The sequence below is a fragment of the Ignatzschineria sp. 22MB058224 genome, assembly GCF_058188435.1.
The window spans coordinates 579815-598165 of sequence record NZ_CP187366.1; the positions used below are offsets into that span (position 1 = coordinate 579815).

General features: G+C 36.9%; 18 protein-coding genes and 1 tRNA gene. 7 read left to right on the plus strand and 12 right to left on the minus strand.

What is annotated here, in order from left to right; translation table 11 throughout:
* Nucleotides 1–154 precede the first annotated feature (154 nt).
* Nucleotides 155–442, plus strand: coding sequence for a DUF4870 family protein (locus ACPF7B_RS02325; protein WP_490506030.1), 288 nt, complete (start codon nucleotides 155–157; stop codon nucleotides 440–442).
* A 243-nt stretch (nucleotides 443–685) separates the two neighbouring features.
* Here ACPF7B_RS02325 and ACPF7B_RS02330 read toward each other — a convergent pair whose 3' ends face one another.
* From ACPF7B_RS02330 to leuS, 4 genes are all read right to left on the minus strand, one after another.
* Nucleotides 686–1564, minus strand: coding sequence for an Abi family protein (locus tag ACPF7B_RS02330; protein WP_490506485.1), 879 nt, complete (start codon nucleotides 1562–1564; stop codon nucleotides 686–688).
* A gap of 313 nt (nucleotides 1565–1877) precedes the next feature.
* On the minus strand, nucleotides 1878–2201 hold the full coding sequence (locus ACPF7B_RS02335; protein ID WP_490506031.1) for a DUF2511 domain-containing protein: 324 nt from the start codon (nucleotides 2199–2201) through the stop codon (nucleotides 1878–1880).
* A 299-nt stretch (nucleotides 2202–2500) separates the two neighbouring features.
* Nucleotides 2501–2953, minus strand: a complete 453-nt coding sequence (locus tag ACPF7B_RS02340; protein WP_490506032.1) for a hypothetical protein — start codon at nucleotides 2951–2953, stop codon at nucleotides 2501–2503.
* Between the two features lie 143 nt (nucleotides 2954–3096).
* Nucleotides 3097–5682 carry a leucine--tRNA ligase gene (leuS, locus tag ACPF7B_RS02345; protein WP_490506033.1) on the minus strand — a complete coding sequence of 862 codons (2586 nt, stop codon included), beginning with the start codon at nucleotides 5680–5682 and terminating at the stop codon, nucleotides 3097–3099.
* A gap of 293 nt (nucleotides 5683–5975) precedes the next feature.
* Here leuS and ACPF7B_RS02350 point away from each other — a divergent pair, with 293 nt between their 5' ends.
* Together ACPF7B_RS02350 and ACPF7B_RS02355 are read left to right on the plus strand one after the other, a co-directional pair.
* Entirely contained in the window at nucleotides 5976–6746 is a 771-nt protein-coding gene (locus ACPF7B_RS02350; RefSeq protein ID WP_490506034.1) for an ABC transporter ATP-binding protein, read from the plus strand.
* 92 nt (nucleotides 6747–6838) lie between these two features.
* Nucleotides 6839–8470, plus strand: coding sequence for a cysteine desulfurase family protein (locus ACPF7B_RS02355; RefSeq protein WP_490506035.1), 1632 nt, complete (start codon nucleotides 6839–6841; stop codon nucleotides 8468–8470).
* Between the two features lie 93 nt (nucleotides 8471–8563).
* Here the strand turns inward: ACPF7B_RS02355 and pgsA are convergent, their stop codons facing one another.
* Nucleotides 8564–9118 (minus strand): CDP-diacylglycerol--glycerol-3-phosphate 3-phosphatidyltransferase, encoded by a 555-nt coding sequence (gene pgsA / locus ACPF7B_RS02360; RefSeq protein ID WP_490506036.1) that lies wholly within the window; start codon nucleotides 9116–9118, stop codon nucleotides 8564–8566.
* A 153-nt stretch (nucleotides 9119–9271) separates the two neighbouring features.
* On the opposite strand from pgsA, the gene guaB reads away from it, so the two are divergent.
* Both guaB and lysS read left to right on the plus strand, forming a co-directional pair.
* Nucleotides 9272–10732 (plus strand): IMP dehydrogenase, encoded by a 1461-nt coding sequence (guaB, locus tag ACPF7B_RS02365; RefSeq protein ID WP_490506037.1) that lies wholly within the window; start codon nucleotides 9272–9274, stop codon nucleotides 10730–10732.
* A 225-nt stretch (nucleotides 10733–10957) separates the two neighbouring features.
* Nucleotides 10958–12475 carry a lysine--tRNA ligase gene (gene lysS, locus ACPF7B_RS02370; RefSeq protein ID WP_490506038.1) on the plus strand — a complete coding sequence of 506 codons (1518 nt, stop codon included), beginning with the start codon at nucleotides 10958–10960 and terminating at the stop codon, nucleotides 12473–12475.
* A 153-nt stretch (nucleotides 12476–12628) separates the two neighbouring features.
* Here lysS and ACPF7B_RS02375 read toward each other — a convergent pair whose 3' ends face one another.
* Both ACPF7B_RS02375 and ACPF7B_RS02380 read right to left on the minus strand, forming a co-directional pair.
* Nucleotides 12629–12973 (minus strand): hypothetical protein, encoded by a 345-nt coding sequence (locus tag ACPF7B_RS02375; protein WP_490506039.1) that lies wholly within the window; start codon nucleotides 12971–12973, stop codon nucleotides 12629–12631.
* Nucleotides 12974–13001: 28 nt separating this feature from the next.
* Complete coding sequence (locus tag ACPF7B_RS02380; protein WP_490506040.1) at nucleotides 13002–13667, minus strand: DsbA family oxidoreductase; 666 nt, start codon at nucleotides 13665–13667, stop codon at nucleotides 13002–13004.
* 193 nt (nucleotides 13668–13860) lie between these two features.
* On the opposite strand from ACPF7B_RS02380, the gene ACPF7B_RS02385 reads away from it, so the two are divergent.
* A complete protein-coding gene (locus tag ACPF7B_RS02385) occupies nucleotides 13861–14283 on the plus strand; it encodes a PaaI family thioesterase (protein WP_490506041.1) in 423 nt (140 codons plus the stop codon).
* On the opposite strand, the gene ACPF7B_RS02390 is transcribed toward ACPF7B_RS02385, so the two are convergent.
* The 4 genes from ACPF7B_RS02390 to ACPF7B_RS02405 all read right to left on the minus strand — a co-directional run bounded on the left by ACPF7B_RS02390 (nucleotide 14284) and on the right by ACPF7B_RS02405 (nucleotide 16466).
* On the minus strand, nucleotides 14284–14424 hold the full coding sequence (locus ACPF7B_RS02390) for a hypothetical protein (protein WP_490506042.1): 141 nt from the start codon (nucleotides 14422–14424) through the stop codon (nucleotides 14284–14286).
* 206 nt (nucleotides 14425–14630) lie between these two features.
* The gene (rpsU, locus tag ACPF7B_RS02395) at nucleotides 14631–14846 is read right to left on the minus strand and encodes a 30S ribosomal protein S21 (RefSeq protein WP_242152456.1); all 216 of its coding nucleotides are present in this window, start codon (nucleotides 14844–14846) and stop codon (nucleotides 14631–14633) included.
* Between the two features lie 126 nt (nucleotides 14847–14972).
* Nucleotides 14973–16271 carry a trigger factor gene (tig, locus tag ACPF7B_RS02400; protein WP_490506043.1) on the minus strand — a complete coding sequence of 433 codons (1299 nt, stop codon included), beginning with the start codon at nucleotides 16269–16271 and terminating at the stop codon, nucleotides 14973–14975.
* Nucleotides 16272–16382: 111 nt separating this feature from the next.
* Nucleotides 16383–16466: transfer RNA gene (locus ACPF7B_RS02405), tRNA-Leu, on the minus strand.
* 349 nt (nucleotides 16467–16815) lie between these two features.
* Between ACPF7B_RS02405 and ACPF7B_RS02410 the strand changes: the two genes are divergently transcribed.
* Nucleotides 16816–17367 (plus strand): class I SAM-dependent methyltransferase, encoded by a 552-nt coding sequence (locus ACPF7B_RS02410; protein ID WP_490506044.1) that lies wholly within the window; start codon nucleotides 16816–16818, stop codon nucleotides 17365–17367.
* Here the strand turns inward: ACPF7B_RS02410 and lpxK are convergent.
* Nucleotides 17364–18344, minus strand: a complete 981-nt coding sequence (lpxK, locus tag ACPF7B_RS02415; protein ID WP_490506045.1) for a tetraacyldisaccharide 4'-kinase — start codon at nucleotides 18342–18344, stop codon at nucleotides 17364–17366. The genes ACPF7B_RS02410 and lpxK overlap by 4 nt on opposite strands.
* Nucleotides 18345–18351: the final 7 nt, after the last annotated feature.

The window sequence follows — 18351 nt, forward strand, 5'->3', positions numbered from 1 at the left end:
TGATATTAGGCGTTTTAAAGTAATTTACGAAAGGCTTTATAAAATAAATTTACTTTTAAAATTAAATAGTTATAAAGGGCTATTAGAGAGGACAGACGAGAAGATTGTAATTATTAATGAGAGTAATGAAAAACCTAAAGGCTATAACGATACATTGTTAGTTTATATCCTGTATGGGTTAAGTTTGATTATCGGTATTACATGGATTGCAGCACTTATTTATGCGTATATCAAAAGAGATGATTTAAGAGATACAATCTATTACAGCCACATGAATTATGTAATCCGTACATGTTGGTGGTCTTTATTATGGATGGTTATTGGTATTTTAACATTAGCTTTTTTTATCGGTTTTTTTGTCATAATTGGCGCAGCTGTTTGGACAATATATCGTGTAGTTAGAGGCTTTATTAACTTTAAAGATGGTAAAGCAATTAACTAAAGTTTAAGATTTTGGGGAATTATTAACCGCTGATAAAGGCGGGTATTTATTCGTCTATAAGCTGTACGATGTTACACAATTAAAAGCACACTTTATTTTAAGTGTGCTTTGTTGCCTCTTTTAAGTAATTACGCTACTCATAATTACATAATTACATAATTACATAATTAATATTATGCTCACATTACTAAATTAATATTCAGATTGTAGGATTATGTTGAGATAGAACTTTATAGAAAGATCTTAGGCTAATGCTTTCTCCCAAAATGGATCTTTATCCCAGTTTTCAGGTATCCGCATCGCTTTATGAGGAATGTTGGGGTATTTTTCTAATAGAGACCTAAATCTTTTTGCCCATTCAGAACTCGGGCTTATTTGATACATAATAACTTGCAGAGCTACTAAAATACCATATAAACGCCTAGTAATGATCTCATTATCAAATTGTGAAGTTTTTTTAATCCAATTTATTTTTGCAGATGTAGGGATCGCGAGAGATGTTCCCAAAACGCGATTCCATAGCCTAGAGTGGTGGGCAACAATATTTCTAATGTCAGATAGTGATAATACCCAAGATCTTAATAATGGGGCATTAAGACCTAAATTCGTAGCGATAGCTTTTTGAATATTGTTATTTTTTAAATTTCTGTATAGATGACTAATTTGTCCAAATGTAAGTACCTCAAATGTCATCCAAACAGGAGGGTTAGGGTTTGTATAAGTATCTTTAAAATGCTGTATTGGTATTTTGAATATATTAGTTTTAGACTTGCTAGATTCATTGTTAATTTTATTTTGAAGTTTGCTTAATAAATATTGATGACTTTTTTTGTTAAAAAAATAAGATTCTTCAAAAATCCAAAAAGGGTCATTTGTTTCAGCACACATTAAATTGCATATTTGGGATTTTAGTGCGACTTCGATCCTTTCAAGAGCATCTAGTACTAATAATCTCAACTCTCTATCAAAGACATAAGTTTCTAAAATAGCATCGAAGTGAATATCATTGAGAAAGGTATGTGTTGGATCATTTTCAACCTGAAAGGGGATTATGTAGACAGAAAAACGATAGTAATTAATATAATTTAAATATTTGGCCGTTCGTTCTTCATCAGAAATTATAAACCTCTAGATTTCCATTGAGCTATTAAATCAGCTACTGACATCTGAGGTTTAGTAAATATTTTTTTAGTCATAAAAAAAGAGCTTTAAATATGCCAATAAAAAACCCGTCTATTTGTGCATTAAGCTACGAAGACGCAGAGTAAGAGGCATGACGGGCATGATGTTTATTATGACATCAATATTTATTACGAAAGTCTAAGTGAATTTAAAGATGCTCAATTCTAAATCTTTGACTATATAAATGTTCATTCATTATTTAGTATCCTACTAGTTAAAATTTGCATCTAGTTAAAGAGTTTTTTATGCTTTTTTATTTACAAACATGCATGCCTTCATTAATCCAAAATGACAATGATTTGTTAAGCCCCGTCTCCGGATTCTCTAACCATTTAGGAGAGATATCAGTATGTGCCATATTCTTATCAGCATGTGCTTTAGCTAGCCCATTTAGTGCATACCATTGATCTTTCTCAAACTCAACAACATGAAGCTGAGATCCATTTAAGCACCATATTGCAACCTCATCAACAGTAAATGCCCACTGATCAGGATAATCACTCTGTTCAAATGTTTTGGTGGGTACAGCGTAAGACATCGTTGCTATTGAGAATAATAAAATGAATATCTTTTTCATATTTACCTCTAATCTAAATCTGTTTGAACTTCACCAGTCTTTAAAAAATGCAAAAATTAATTATTCATCCATAATCTCAACTTTTATTGCACTAATCACAGCCCTTTCAATTTTTTTGGGCTAACATTGTATCCACATAACAATAGTCGTTAGTAATTATATATTTTATGATGATGTTTCTAGTATATAGATAAAACAAATAACTTCATTGAGCTAGATACTTTTAATAGCATCTAATACCTAGCTGATCAAATCAAAGATTTATTCATACAAGACATAAAATATAAAAAATAAAGAATCTAAACCCTTGGCACCTTACTAAAAACCAATTTACTATTACCGGTGAAGTACTCGATTTTATCAGTTCGGAAACGGCGTTCTGCTTTGCGGTCGAGATCAAAGCATACTAGATATTTATCGTGAATATATTTCCCCCGAACAGCGCGCTCTTGGGTGGTGACGTTGTTGCCGTAAATATCTGTGCGCCGGTAGATAAAGGTAATGATTTCAGGATCATCGCGGTATTTTTCGGCAACAGTTTCAATCTCATCAAAGAGTTCAATATCTTGCAATAATTGACTATTTTTCTTTTCGAGTTCAGCGCGATATTTGACACGATCAGCGTACCGTTTTTGTCGTCTTTGTTCCGATTTTTTTGCGTTTTCTTCTTGCTCATAACTCCATAGAATAAAACTTAGATAAGCAAAGATCGTAAAGAGAAACAAGATGAAAGATGTGGAGTTACCGCCCATATAAATCCTAAAGCTAGTTTTAAGAATTGATAAAGAGTCCTGTTATTGTGCCATATCTCTTTGTTTAGCGGCTAAAATTTTGTCTACATACAAAAGCCCATTCATATGAATGGGCTTTGTTAATTTATATGCATTAATAATGCTTAATTCGCAACGATGTTTACTAAGCGGTTTGGAACAACGATTACTCGGCGAATTTCCCCTTCGATAAACTTCTGGGCATTTTCATTCGCAAGCGCTGCTTTTTCGATTTCATCTTTGCTAGCTGAGGCAGGAAGAATCACTTCACCACGAAGTTTACCATTGACTTGAACCATATATTTCACCTCATCTGAGAGCAATGCTTTTTCATCAACTTTTGGTAGTGCATGTTCAAGGATATTATCCCCGAAAAGGGTACTCCAAATAGTATGAACGATATGCGGAACAATTGGGCTCAATAGGCGAAGAAGGATAGAGAAACCTTCACGCTTAACGGCTGCTTCATCACGAGAATCTCCAAGTTTTCCTAAGGTATTTAGGATGATCATATTCGCGGAAATTACAGTGTTAAAGTGGAAACGTTCGTAATCATAGAGAGCCTTTTTCAACTCTTGATGAATATCACGACGTGCATCCTTTGCGACTTTTTCCTCAATAACTTCTGTGCTTAAGGTTTCATCTTTTAAGATCGTCTGATTTTCATAAGCGAATGTCCAAACGCGGCGAAGGAAACGGTCAGCACCTTCTAAACCTGATGCAGACCATTCTAATGTTTGCTCAGGAGGTGAGGTAAACATCATGAATAAACGTGAGATATCAGCACCATATTCTTTAACGATGGCTTCAGGATCAACCCCGTTATTTTTCGATTTACCCATTTTTAGGATACCGTAATAATTTACAGGTTCACCATCGGCTTTAAGAAGATATGTCTTTTCGCCATTTTTATCAATAACTTCGAGGTCCTTGATGTTATACCACTCATATCCTTTACTGGTATGACGATAAAATGCTGGAGAAACCACCATCCCTTGAGTTAAAAGTGCCTTAAATGGTTCAGGGCCGACTTTCTCTTTATCGCCAAGTAGACCTTCATTACGCATTAATTTATGGAAGAAACGCGAATAGAGAAGATGCAAAATCGCATGCTCAACACCACCGATATATTGATCTACCGGCAACCATGCTTCCGCAGCAGCTGGATCCACCATGCCTTTATCAAAATTATTGCATGTAAAACGTGCGTAGTACCAAGATGATTCCACGAAAGTATCCATGGTGTCTGTCTCACGCTCAGCATCGCCACCACATGTTGGACATTTTACTTTCTTGAATGAATCAAGTTTATTCAGTGGGTTGCCAGATCCATCCGGAATACAATCAGTAGGTAAGACAACAGGCAAATCTTGTTCAGGAACAGGAACTTCGCCACAAGAAGGGCAGTTAATAATAGGAATTGGGCAGCCCCAATAACGTTGACGAGAAATTCCCCAGTCACGAAGACGATATTGTGTTTTCGCTTCGCCAAGGTTTTTAGCTTTGAGAGCCGCACCAATTTTTTCAAATGCTTGCTCAAAATTAAGACCCGTAAATTCTCCTGAATTAATCAGCGTTCCGTGTTCACCTAATGAATCATGCCATTTATCTAAGCTATTGTTGCCATCAATCGGTTCAATGACCATCTTCATAGGAAGGTTATATTTTTTCGCAAATCCAAAGTCGCGAGCATCATGGGCTGGTACTGCCATAACAGCCCCATCGCCGTAAGACATTAAGACGTAGTTTGCGACCCAAATAGGTACTTGTTCGCCCGTTAATGGATGTGTTGCAAATTCGCCAGTATCCATTCCTTTTGCTTCTTGCGTTGCAAAATCAGCTTCACTTGTACCTGTTTTTTGGCACTCTTTAATAAACTCGGTAAGTGCGGGATTATTTTCTGCTGCTTTTGTTGCAATAGGATGTTCAGGTGCAACAGCGACATACGTCACACCCATTAAGGTATCTGGGCGCGTAGTGAACACATTAAATTGCCCATCTTGATGATGGAATGTTACTTGCATTCCTTTCGATTTACCAATCCAATTCGCTTGCATTGTGCGAACTTGTTCCGGCCAATCTTCGAGCAATTCTAGATCATTTAGAAGCTCTTCAGCATAATCAGTGATTTTAAAGTAATACATCGGAATTTCACGACGTTCAACTAATGCATCTGAGCGCCAACCGCGACCATCAATGACTTGCTCATTTGCCAGAACTGTTTGGTCAACAGGATCCCAGTTCACCATCCCTTTTTTGCGATAGATAACCCCTTTTTTGTAGAGTTGTAGGAAGAACCATTGTTCCCAACGATAATATTCAGGATCACAGGTCGAAAACTCACGGGACCAATCAAAACCAAAGCCGAGTTCTTTAAATTGTTTACGCATATAAACAATATTTTTTTGCGTCCAATCGTTCGGTGAAACTTTATTATCAATCGCTGCATTCTCTGCCGGCATGCCGAAAGCATCCCAACCGATGGGTTGCATAACATTGAAACCGCTCATTTTCTTGTAACGAGTAATAACATCGCCGATGGTGTAGTTTCGAACATGCCCCATATGCAATCGTCCTGAAGGATAAGGGAACATGGAGAGGCAGTAGTAGTTCGGTTTACCCGTACTATTTTCAACTTTAAAAGAGTTATTCTTTTCCCAAAATTGTTGTGCAGCTGCTTCGATCACGGCAGCTTCGTAGGTTGGTTTCATCCTAAAAAAATCCTTTGTTTTCGCAAGAAGATTTAACAAATATTTGATTGTTGATTATCTTTTAATCATAGATTGTAATAAGACAGCGTACATTGGCCTATATGGCGAAAATTAGCTGTTTTTTAGCAACGTGATATTTAATAATCGTTTTAACTTCGCTAGTATACACCAACTTTTAGCGGAAATGTCTTATTGCTGTTTCACATTTATAAGAATTGTTCATCCGTTTAAGTGGAATATTGGTATAATGTTCCACTTGCTTTGAGTCACAAACCTGTAGGAATTTTCATATTATGCCAAGTCAGCCCACTCTGGTCGTTAACAATATCCATAAATCATTTGGTGATCGAGAGATTCTAAAAGGAATTTCATTGACCCTCAATAAAGGCGATGTTGTCTCGATGCTTGGAGCATCTGGTTCTGGGAAGAGTACATTCTTGCGCTGTATTAACCTCCTTGAAAACCCTGACCAAGGTGAAATTATCCTCAATGGTAAAAAACTAGAATTAGTGGATGGCGATAAAGGACTTGTGGCGAAGCATCCAAAAGAGCTTCAAAAAATGCGTTCAGAATTAGGGATGGTGTTCCAAAACTTCAATCTCTGGGGGCATATGACTGTTCTTGAGAATATGATTGAAGCGCCGATGCATGTCTTAGGGTTATCCAAAAAAGAAGCGAAAGAGCGTGCCTTAAAATTATTGGCAAAAGTTGGAATGAGTGAGCGTGTGAATGATTACCCTATTTCACTTTCTGGCGGTCAGCAACAACGAGTTGCGATTGCTAGGGCATTAGCGATGGAACCGAGCGTTATTTTATTTGATGAGCCAACCTCAGCACTTGATCCGGAATTAGTTCATGAGGTGTTGACTGTTATGCAAGATCTTGCGAAAGAGGGTATGACAATGATTGTGGTAACTCACGAGATGGATTTTGCCCGTAATGTTTCTAATCGAGTGGTCTTTTTTCATGAAGGGAGAATCGAAGAAGAGGGAGATCCACAAGAGCTCTTTACAAATCCAAAGTCAGAGCGATTTAAACAATTTATTCAACACTATAATCGTTAATTTGTACATCAATTATTCTGTATAAAGAGCTCTTTAGGAGCTCTTTTTCGTTATACTACTACTAATGAACATTAAATTATTAGAGCTTAGAGATGAAATCAATATTGGAAAGTTTAGGAATTGATCCTTTTAGTAATGAAACTGGAAAGAGAGAGGATGCTGAACTAAAACAGCAGCTACCTCAGAAACCACAATTTTCGAATATGATCTATCTCGACTATGCCGCGACAACACCGGTTGCACCGGAAGTGATAGAATCTATGGTGAGTGCAATGGAGAGCGATTGGGCAAATGTAAGTAGTCCACACGAGCTCGGTGTAATGGCAAATCAATCTATTGAAAAATCAATGGCAGAGATTGCCGCACACTTTAATGTGGCACGTGATGAAATTATTATTACGAGCGGTGCAACCGAATCGATTAATCATGCCTTAAAAGGGCTGTTAGCTGCACAAAAGAAAAAAGAGATTATTACAAGTACGATTGAGCATAAAGCAACAATAAATACCGTCCAAGCATTAATGAAAGAAGGATATCGGGGAAAGTTTATTGCACCTAATGAGGATAAAACGATTACACCAGAGATGATCCGAGATGCTATTACGGATGAAACCGCAATTATTTCATTAATATGGGTGAATAATGAAACTGGTGATAAATTGCCTGTTGAAGCAATTGCCAAAATTGCACGCGAGTATAAAATCCCTATCCATATTGATGCAACACAAGCTGCGCCTCATTTTCAGTTTGATGCATCACAATTTGATCTTGTTAGTCTTTCTGCTCATAAATGTTATGGCCCTAAGGGGATTGGTTTGTTATATCGCCGGAATTTCCCTAAATTACCGATGTTACCACTAATTGATGGTAGCGGTGGTCAGTTAGGATTGAGGGCAGGGACGATGGCAAATGAACAGGTCGTCGGTTTTGCTAAATCGCTGGATCTTATTGCTAAAAATTGGTCTGAGGAGCGTCATCGCTTAGTACGTTTAGAAAGTTTATTACTTAAAAGACTCTTACCTTACGGGGTAGAAGTCAATAGTGCAAGCCCCAAGGTAGAGCGAGAACCTGGTGTTTTAAATCTCTATATTCCAAATGTGCATGCTGATGCTTTGATGGCTTTGACCCCAAAACTTGGCATAGCCAAAGGATCTGCTTGCAATAGTGATGAGACGTTGCCGTCGTATGTTTTAACAGAAATGGGATATGATGATCGCCGGGCATTATCATCGATTCGTATTAGCGTTGGCCGCTATACCACTGAAGAACTTATTTTATCAGCTGGCGATCATCTCGCGGCTGCTATTGAGTTTTTGCAAAATATTGCAAATGGTAAAAAAACAGCATGGTATGGTGAATATAATCTTTATGATCGTTATATGGGATCATGTCTTGAGCCTAATTTTACTGAATGCGACCAAACAGAAACGGGGCATAATAAACGATTGTTGACTATTGATGAGCCCCATTTTTCATTTAAATTATGGGGAGAGAAAATAGCTCAAAACCTTGATGATGGAACGGTAACATGTTTTAAGAATTTATCTGTCGCTGCTTTTGGCGCACCTTTTTATCTAGCGCTGTTTAATGACTTAGTGATCGCTTTGAGAGATGAACCTATTAGTAAAGCGGTATCCATTGAAAAGCTTTTAGGTGTAAAAATCCCATCTAGTTATTTACGAGATGTAGTAGCTGTTGAAAAGGGATTAAGATCGTTGGTGTAAAGCGATAATTGAATGCAGTAGTAATCTCATATAAAAAGCCCATTCATCAATAGTATGGGCTTTTTATATGAGTATGTTCTTTTCATTTTTACGTTAGCGAACTTTCAATACTTTCCATGTTGAATAGAGATATTGCACCATTGACCAAAGAGTTAAAATAGTTGCAATTAATAGGAAGATCAGTCCTGTTTCATAAAGGGGTATTCCGAATAGTTTTTTACCATAGAGCAACAAGGTAATTGCAGTCATTTGAAAGGTTGTTTTCCATTTACCAATCCAAGAAACCGCAACAACTCCTCTTTCTCCCATACTAGCCATCCATTCGCGCAGCGCAGAAATTGTGATTTCTCTGGAGATAATAATCATGACAGCCACGGTCAAATACCAACGATGAGGATCATTATCAATAATAGCAATAAGGGCAACGGCAACTAATAATTTATCTGCAACCGGATCCAAAAAAGCCCCAAAACTTGAAGTTTGATTCCATTTCCGTGCTAGATAGCCATCAAGCCAATCTGTAAAAGAAGCTGCCATAAAAAGAAGTGCTAAAACTAAATTTTTATGGGGAGTCGGGAGGAAGTAACAGAGTACAAATACTGGTATCGCGACAACGCGAGCCCAAGTAATAAGGCTTGGAAGATTCATTGTTTGTTATACTCCTCAAGGATTTTTATAGGCGCCGTTGGTTATTATATCAAAAAAAAACAAACTCTCAAATCGCTGATAAAATCTATTCTCTCGAAAAATAAATGTGGTAAAATACAGCTCTTTTAAAATTGCGTTCTTGGAGAGAGATATATGCTTAGAATAATGGAGAAAGGTTTAACCTTTGATGATGTTTTATTAGTACCAGATTACTCTGAAGTTCTTCCTCGGGATGTGTCGCTTAAGACGCAATTAACAAAGAAAATCGCGCTGAATATTCCTCTTTTATCGGCAGCAATGGATACCGTTACAGAAAGTAAGATGGCAATTGCATTAGCACAACTTGGAGGAATGGGAATTATTCATAAAAATCTCACTCCCGCAGAGCAGGCGCGGCAAGTACGTAAAGTAAAAAATTATGAAAGCGGCGTATTGACGGATCCTATTACTGTAACAACAGAGTGCACATTAGAAGAAGTACGCAACATCATGCGTGGACGAAATATCTCAAGTGTCCCAGTTCTGACAACCGATGGAAAAGTGGCGGGAATTATCACGACACGTGACTTGCGATTCCAAACGGATTTATCTCAAAATATAACAAAGGCGATGACGAACCGTGATCGCCTTATTACTATCCATGAAGGAGCGACAAAGGATGAAATTATTGAGCGCCTTCGTGCGCATCGATTAGAACGCCTAGTTGTCGTAAATAGTAATAATGAACTACGTGGATTAATTACCGTAAAGGATCTCTCATTGACAGATGCATATCCCAATGCGATTACAGATGACCAAGATCGTTTATTGTGCGGTGCTGCTGTTGGTGGGGGTGAAGGGACAGAAGAACGTATTGAACAATTGGTTGATGTAGGTGTTGATGTTATTATCGTGGATACAGCGCATGGACATTCAAAGGGTGTGATTGATCGTGTTCGCTGGGTGAAAAAAACGTATCCAGAACTCCAAGTAATTAGTGGCAACATTGCAACCGCAGATGCTGCAAAAGCACTTTTAGCAGTGGGCACGGATGGGGTAAAAGTAGGGATTGGTCCGGGCTCAATCTGTACTACACGTATCGTTGCGGGGATTGGTTTTCCACAAGTAAGTGCCATTGCAAATGTTGCTGATGCGCTTAGAGGCACTGGTGTTCCTGTTATTGCCGATGGTGGTATTCGTTATTCGGGTGATATGGCAAAAGCTTTAGCTGCTGGAGCAAATTCTATTATGGTTGGTTCAATTCTTGCTGGTACAGATGAATCACCTGGCGATATTGAGTTTTACCAAGGTCGTGCCTATAAATCATATCGAGGTATGGGTTCAATTGGTGCAATGAATGCAGGCTCCTCCGATCGTTATTTCCAGGAAGGATCTAGTTCAGATAAGCTTGTTCCTGAAGGAATTGAGGGGCGGGTCGCATACAAAGGATCAGTGGCTCCAATTGTTCATCAATTGATGGGGGGGATTCGAGCTGGTATGGGATATGTTGGTTGTGGCACAATCGAAGAGATGAACACAAAACCACGTTTTGTAGAGATTACAAGCGCTGGCATGAGTGAATCACATGTTCACGATGTAACAATTACGAAAGAAGCGCCTAACTATTCTCGCTAATTTATTAAAAATAAAATTGCGTTATGTTTTATTCAGGAAAATCACTGCAAAATAGTGGATAATGAAGGAAAGTTAACGCTTAGAACGAATTAAAATCTCGGGAACAAGCATCCCGAGATTTTCTAGTTTTTATAAAAATATTGTTATTCAATATGTTATAACAATTATAGGGTAGAGTTTTAAACTCTAATAGTATTTAACAAGCATTTGAAGTAGATATCAATAATGACAAAAGAGACTGTAGTGAACGATCACGATCAAAACGAAAATCATCTTATTACAGAGCGCCGCGAAAAACTTGCAAAGATTCGTGAAGAAAATGAGGTCGCATTCCCAAACCATTTCCGAAAAGATAGTTACGCTAAAGATCTTCATCAAGAGATGGAAGGGTTAGACCGTGATGCACTGAAAGAGAAGGGAAAAATTGTAAAGCTTGCTGGTCGTATCGTTGCTAAGCGTCTCTTTGGTAAAGGTGGCTTTGTAAGCCTTCGTGACCAAACGGGTGATATTCAAATTTTTGTCAATACAGGGCTCATTGGCGTAGAAGCATTTGAGGATTTCACGACATGGGATGTAGGTGATATTATCGCCGTTGAAGGTCAAGTATCGCGTTCGGATAAAGGTGAATTAACAATCAGAGCACAGACACTCATACTTTTAACTAAATCACTTCGTCCTTTACCCGATAAGTTTCATGGATTGACAGATGTTGAAGCGCGCTACCGTCAACGTTATTTAGATCTTATTACTAATCAAGAATCTCGTGAAACATTCCGTAAACGCAATTTAATTGTGCGTACAATTCGTAATTTTATGGATAATCATGGATTTGAAGAAGTTGAAACGCCTATGATGCATTCAATTCCTGGTGGCGCAAATGCAAAGCCATTTATCACGCATCATAATGCGTTGGATATGGAGTTTTATCTTCGTATTGCGCCCGAGCTTTATTTAAAACGTCTTGTAGTTGGTGGCTTTGAACGAGTATATGAAATCAACCGTAATTTCCGTAATGAAGGTGTCTCTACTCGTCATAATCCAGAATTTACAATGATGGAGTGGTATTGGGCTTATGCTGATTATAATGACATGATGGATATGACTGATGCGATGATGAAAGAGATTGCATTGAAAGTTAATGGTTCTACGGAAGTTTCCTATCAAGATTATGTGATTGATTTTGGAAAACCGGCAGAGAGAATGACCGTGCAAGAATCAATTCTTAAGTTCTGTCCTGAGGCAAAAGATTATGATCTTTCAACACGTAAAGGTGTTGCTGCTTTAGCAGACAAGTTTCATATTAAATATGATAAAGAGAATGATTGTTGGGGCAAAATTCTTATGGAAATCTTTGATGAAAAAGTTGAAACAAACCTACTTCATCCAACATTTATTACAGGCTACCCACTAGCGGTGTCGCCACTTGCGCGCAAAAATGATGCAAATCCACTAATTACAGATCGATTTGAGTATTTTATCGGTGGTCGTGAAGTTGGAAATGGTTATTCGGAGTTAAATGATGCTGAGGATCAACATAAGCGCTTTATTGCTCAAGTTGAAGATAAAGATGCGGGTGATGATGAAGCAATGCATTATGATAAAGATTTTGTTACAGCTCTTGAGTTCGGTATGCCACCAACAGCAGGAGAAGGGATTGGCATTGATCGTTTGGTGATGATTTTTACGAATGCACCTTCAATTCGTGATGTACTTCTTTTCCCTCATATGCGCGTTAAAGACTAAGTTGAAAATTTTATTTTTATGAGTGATAAAAAAGGAAGCGATGAGGCTTCCTTTTTTATTGGTCTGACTGAGTAATTAACGATCTATTCTAGTTTTAGCAATCAAAAAAAGCTAAATTATTGTCCAGCTTTTAAGATACATTTGAAAGGAGTCTTATTTGTTACTCTCTTTTGTATTTTTTTCTGTATCGACAAAATCGAGCGGTTTACCACGGAGTATTCTCCAGATCACCATTTTTAGTGACCAGATATTAATTAATCCAACAATTAATAGTGCAATAATAATAAAGTAGAAGAAATAGAGCTCAGACATTTCAGGTACATTAGCTAAAAGACCTTTGAAGTGAATGACGAGAAGTGCAATAACTGAAATTATAAAAATAATTAAAAAGAGTACCAGCCAAAGTTTTTTAACCGATTCTTTCTTTAAACAGAAAAAAGAGACAACATAGCCAATAACTGCAATGGCAAAAAGACCAATAATTAAGACTAATTCCATAATACGCTTTCCTTTAGTAAAAATTTAATTAGGCATTTGTAGTTTTATTTTTTTCAGCAAGGTAATCAACGAGAAAGCTATGAAAGTCTTCTACTTTTTGAGCACCTTGAATCGCAACTTCATTATCAATAACAAAGAAGGGTACGCTTTGGATATTAATTCGATGAGCGATTGCCTCATCATCTCGAACAGCATTAACATATACTTCATCGTCAAGTGCTTTTTTCACATCTGTAAGATCAAGTTTTAGCTTATCTGCTACCTCAATAAGAGCAACCATATCACTGAGATTCAGCCCATCTTGGAAATAGCCTTTGAATAAAAGATCGGCACATGCTTTGATTTTACTAGGTGCTTTATTCGCTACATAATGCAGTAATTGGTGTGCTTTAAACGTATTTGTGGGAACAACTTTATCGTTATTGATTGTTAGTCCTACGGTTGCAGCCATTCCAGCAGAATTAGTCGTTAATTCCTTCGCTTTCTCTAATGATGTCTGGTAGCGCTCAGCTAAGACTTCTGCAAGTGATTGTTCAGTGAACAGTGGTGCATCAGGTGCGAGTTCAAAGCTCCGATATTGAATTGTAATTTGAGCCATTTCTTCTTCGGTCAATCGCATAATTGCTTGTTCGAGATTGTGTTTGCCAATATAGCAAAAAGGGCAGGAAAAATCGGACCAGATTTGAATATTCATAGATATATTTTCCTTTTTATAGGATCAATGAGAAGATTATTTATATCATTGTACCGTAAAAGCACTCAATAATGGAGGAGTTCTCCCCGCTTATTCAGGATAAAGTGGGAAGATCTTTGTAATGATCAAAGGTAATGATTAAATAAGTGTTATTTAAAACACTGAATTTCATAAAAATAAAAAGGAAATCAATATGTTAGGAGAAAGAACGGTTGAACGAATTAATAATTATCAAGACAAAAATTTGCTTCAAACTTTATCTATTAAAATACAGATACTTGATGATCGATATGCACAGGCTACCATGCCAGTAACCGAAAATCATCAGCAGACAATGGGGTATCTTCATGGTGGTGCGACAATAGCCTTAGCCGAAACAATAGCCGGTCTGGGTTCTTATGCAATATTGCCGGAAGATAAAGGATGTGTCGGAATGCAGATTAGCGCAAGCCATATTTCATCAGCTCGATTACATGATACTGTGATAGCAAAGGCAGATCTATTGCATCAAGGAAAACGGACTCATGTTTGGGGTGTTAATATATACTCCATAGAGAGTGAAAAATTAATATCAACAATAACGGTGACAAATGCAATCATTGATCTAAAAAAATAACTATTTTAAATTATACCCAAAACTAACACGGCCATAGACTTGGTTGCTGTAATCATTACGATAATGCATATTGGGGCTTGCAGATGAGCATGCTGTAATAGTAGAGATAATGAATACGATAAAGGTAATTTTTCGGAACATGGAGATCTCCTTTAAAGTTTAAAACAGTACATGTCTTTATATTACTATTAGACTAAGTTTTGGTTCTACTTATATATAATAAATATTATAGTCTTGTAGTTTTTGCTGCGTAAGCTATAACTTTATAGCTAATAAAAAAACCCTAGAAATAAATCTAGGGTTTTTACGTTACTCAATCGCTGAGTAGTTAAAAAACTAAGCAACAATTAGTAATAACGTATTCTACGGTTAGATTCGCGCATTATACGTTTATAATGGCGCTTCTGAGCCGCAGCCTTCTTACGCTTTCTTTCAGTTGTCGGTTTTTCATAGTACTCACGTGCACGCACCTCAGATACGATACCTGCTTTTTCGCAAGCACGTCTAAAACGACGCATAGCAACGTCAAATGGTTCATTCTCACGAATTTTGACGGAAGGCATTGAACATCACCTCAATTTATATAAAGTTTAAAAAATTGCCCTTTGAATAAAAGAGCACCAATCCATAATACTAACCTGTTTTATCTATTTTATCAATGAAAGCAGGTTAGTACTGATGAATAAAAATTATCGTTGAGATTGATTCATCAACTCATCGAAAGATTTCTTCTCTGTAACAATCGCTGCTTTTTCAGCTAAAAGATCGACGATTTGATCTTCTAAAGCGATGTTACGGATATTTTGCATTGTATTTTTGTCTTTTTTAAAGTGCTCAATAACTTCAGCAGGGTCTTCATATGTAGAAGCAATTAGTTCTAAACGTTGATCAACATATTTCTCGTCTGGAGCAACTTTATTGTCTTCAATAAACTGGCTAACAAGAAGGCTCAAGCGCACTTTTTGTTCAGCCTGCTTTGCAAAAATTTGTTTTACAAGTTCCATTAATTGATTCGCTTCTTCTTGCGATTTAGGCTGCGGGAAGTTCGATTGTTGCGCCATAGCTTGTGCTTCAGAAATAACCATCACTTCAGGAACTTCTAACTCATGATTTTTTTCTAATGACTCAAGTATCGATGCTTTAAAACGGCTATGGATAACGCTATTTAATTCACGTTCCATATTTTTGCGAAGTTCTGCGCGAAGTTTTTCAACATCACCACCCTCAATACCAAATCGCTCTGCAAATGTTGCATCAATTTCAGGTAGTTCACCTGTCTCAACACTGTTGACAGTGATATCAAACTCAGCTTCTTTACCTGCAAGATGTTCAGCTTGATATTCTGCTGGAAAAGTAACTTTAATGGTTTTTTTCTCGCCTTTTTTCATACCAACGATTTGGTCTTCAAAACCAGGAATCATTGAATTAGATCCGAGAAGAAGAGGAGTATTTTCAGCTTTACCGCCATCAAACTCTTCACCATCAACGCGACCAACAAAATCAATATTTACACGATCTTCTAATTGCGCAGCTTTGTCGCTCGCTTTCCAAGTTTGGCTCTGCTTTTGAAGTGTTTTGAGCATATTTTCAAGATCTGCCTCTGTAACTTCTGCTTCAAATTTGACAGCTTCTAATTTATCAAGATTATCGAGTTTAACCTCAGGCATTACTTCAAACTCAGCAGTAAATGAGTATTTATTATCATCTTTAGGCATGTCAATTACAGGTTGACCAGCAGGAGATAATTTTAATTCTTCAATGATTGATTGGTATTTTGCGCCAATAGCTTCACCGATTACTTCATTCTCAACTTCTGCACCATGCATACTGCGGACGACTTTCACTGGAACTTTACCAGGGCGGAATCCATCTACGCGGATACGACGAGCAAGGTTTTGAAGACGATTTTCTATATCTTCTTTAACTTTCTTCTCATCAAGTTCAATCACTACACGACGTTTAAGGCCTTCTAATGTTTCTACTGACATAATCTTATACCCGACTTTCATTAAAATTCTAATATTGCAAATATAAAAAAAGGTGCTATTTAGCACCTTCTTAATCTTATTAAGGTGAACGGTTGTCACCATAACTAAATATGGTGCGAGCGGAGAGACTCGAACTCTCACGGATGAACCACTAGATCCTAAGTCTAGCGCGTATACCAATTTCGCCACGCTCGCATAAGTTGTGAATTATACCGAATTATCAATTCTTGTCAAACATTATTCATGCTAGAAGAAAGTGTTTGAATTGTTGAACTCAGTAAAACTATGAATGAAATGATAATTGATTTTCATAAAAAAACAAGCCTTTTTATTGTAGAAATAATGCGCTATTAATTGTGAAGCATTTACCTTACGTAATTAAAGGATAGGTGGATGGGTGTGATATTGTATGGGTGTTTTATATTAATTTCTTGGTTCAAGAATGGTATCGTTATAACTAATTTACAAAGATTGTAATTAAAAATACTTTATACGCTTATAAAATTGTATAATTAGATCACTTATTGCTAATAAAAGTCGATATATGTCATCAGATTATAAAAAGCACCTTACCTATATACATAGCTTTTTAACTTCTCCAAGAAGTGTTGGTACATTAATTCCATCTTCGGTAGCGCTCTGTAAGGCTATGGTATCCGAAATAGATTGGAAGAGGGATAACTTACTTGTTGCAGAACTAGGTGCTGGTGATGGGGTCCTTACTAAACATATTTTGCGAGCGATGCCGAAAGATGCAAAACTTTTCGCTTATGAAATTAATTCCCTTTTTTTTAACTCACTCGAAAAAATCGATGATAAGCGGTTAGAAATTTGTAAAATATCTGCCGAGAAATTAGATAAACCCTTTGATGTAGTCTTTTCATGTTTGCCTTTTTTGTCATTGCCATTACGGATATCTTTGCGAATCCTTAAGGCAATTGTCGCAATTTTGGAACTATCTGGTGGTTCGTTGGTGCTGTTTCAATATACGCAAAAAATGGAACATGTTTTATCGCGTTATTTTGATTGGGAGCGCAAGCGAGTTTTTAAAAATTTACCTCCAGCATATGTTTATCATTGTAGAGTTAAAGGTTAAAGTGTCTTAATGATCTTAATGATGGAATCAATGAAGGTCTCTGGAAGCGTTGTTTTCAGCGGTACAGCCCATATATTCGGATTGTTAAATGTAGTACATTTAACAGCATCTTTTTCAGTCATTAATATAGGTGTCTCAATTGAAGAAAAATCACTTTCTATATATTGATGATGGTCTGGAAAAGCTTTAATTTGAAGTTCGAGTCCGTGAGCCTGAAGCATATCATAAAAATTTTCAGGATATGCAATTCCTGCAATAGCCGTTACTTTGATATTTTTCCAGTTTTGTAATGGTGATATCTCTTTTGTAACTAAGTTATAAGGGCTACCAAGTTGGTTTTTTATAGAGAAAATTGGCTTTTTGCTATATTGCTGAATGGTTTTTATGTCAAAACCATTGTTAATTAGAAAATCGGTGCTATTTAAACGGAATAGAGGTTCTCTTAAGGGGCCAGCAGGGAATAGGTAACCATTACCAAATCCTTGTTTACCAATTACTACAATCTCGATATCTCGTTTCAATTGCTGGTGCTGAAGGGCATCATCGCATATTAAAAGATCTAACTTTGAGAAAGCCTCTAATAGTGAAAGTCCAGCTTCGTAGCGGTTACTATATACCGCCATCGGTGCCTGAGTTTTTTGAAAAATTAACAATGGTTCATCCCCTATCTCGTTGACAGTATGTTCGGTGTTGACAATAATTTTATTATTGCTACTACGACCGAAACCGCGTGATAAAACACCGACATTGAGGCCTTTATTTTGAAGGGATTTAATTAAAGCAATGGTAACGGGGGTTTTCCCTGTTCCACCAATATTAATATTTCCAATGACAATAACAGGAACCGGTAACTGTGATGAGTTTTTACGCTTATGAGCTAGGTTAATAAAAGAGACAAAGTTATAAAGGGCAGAAATTGGAAGTAGTAAACGGGCTAAGAGCGTCTTTTTTTGCCAAAATTTAGGAGTGTGTAGCATTTTTTGT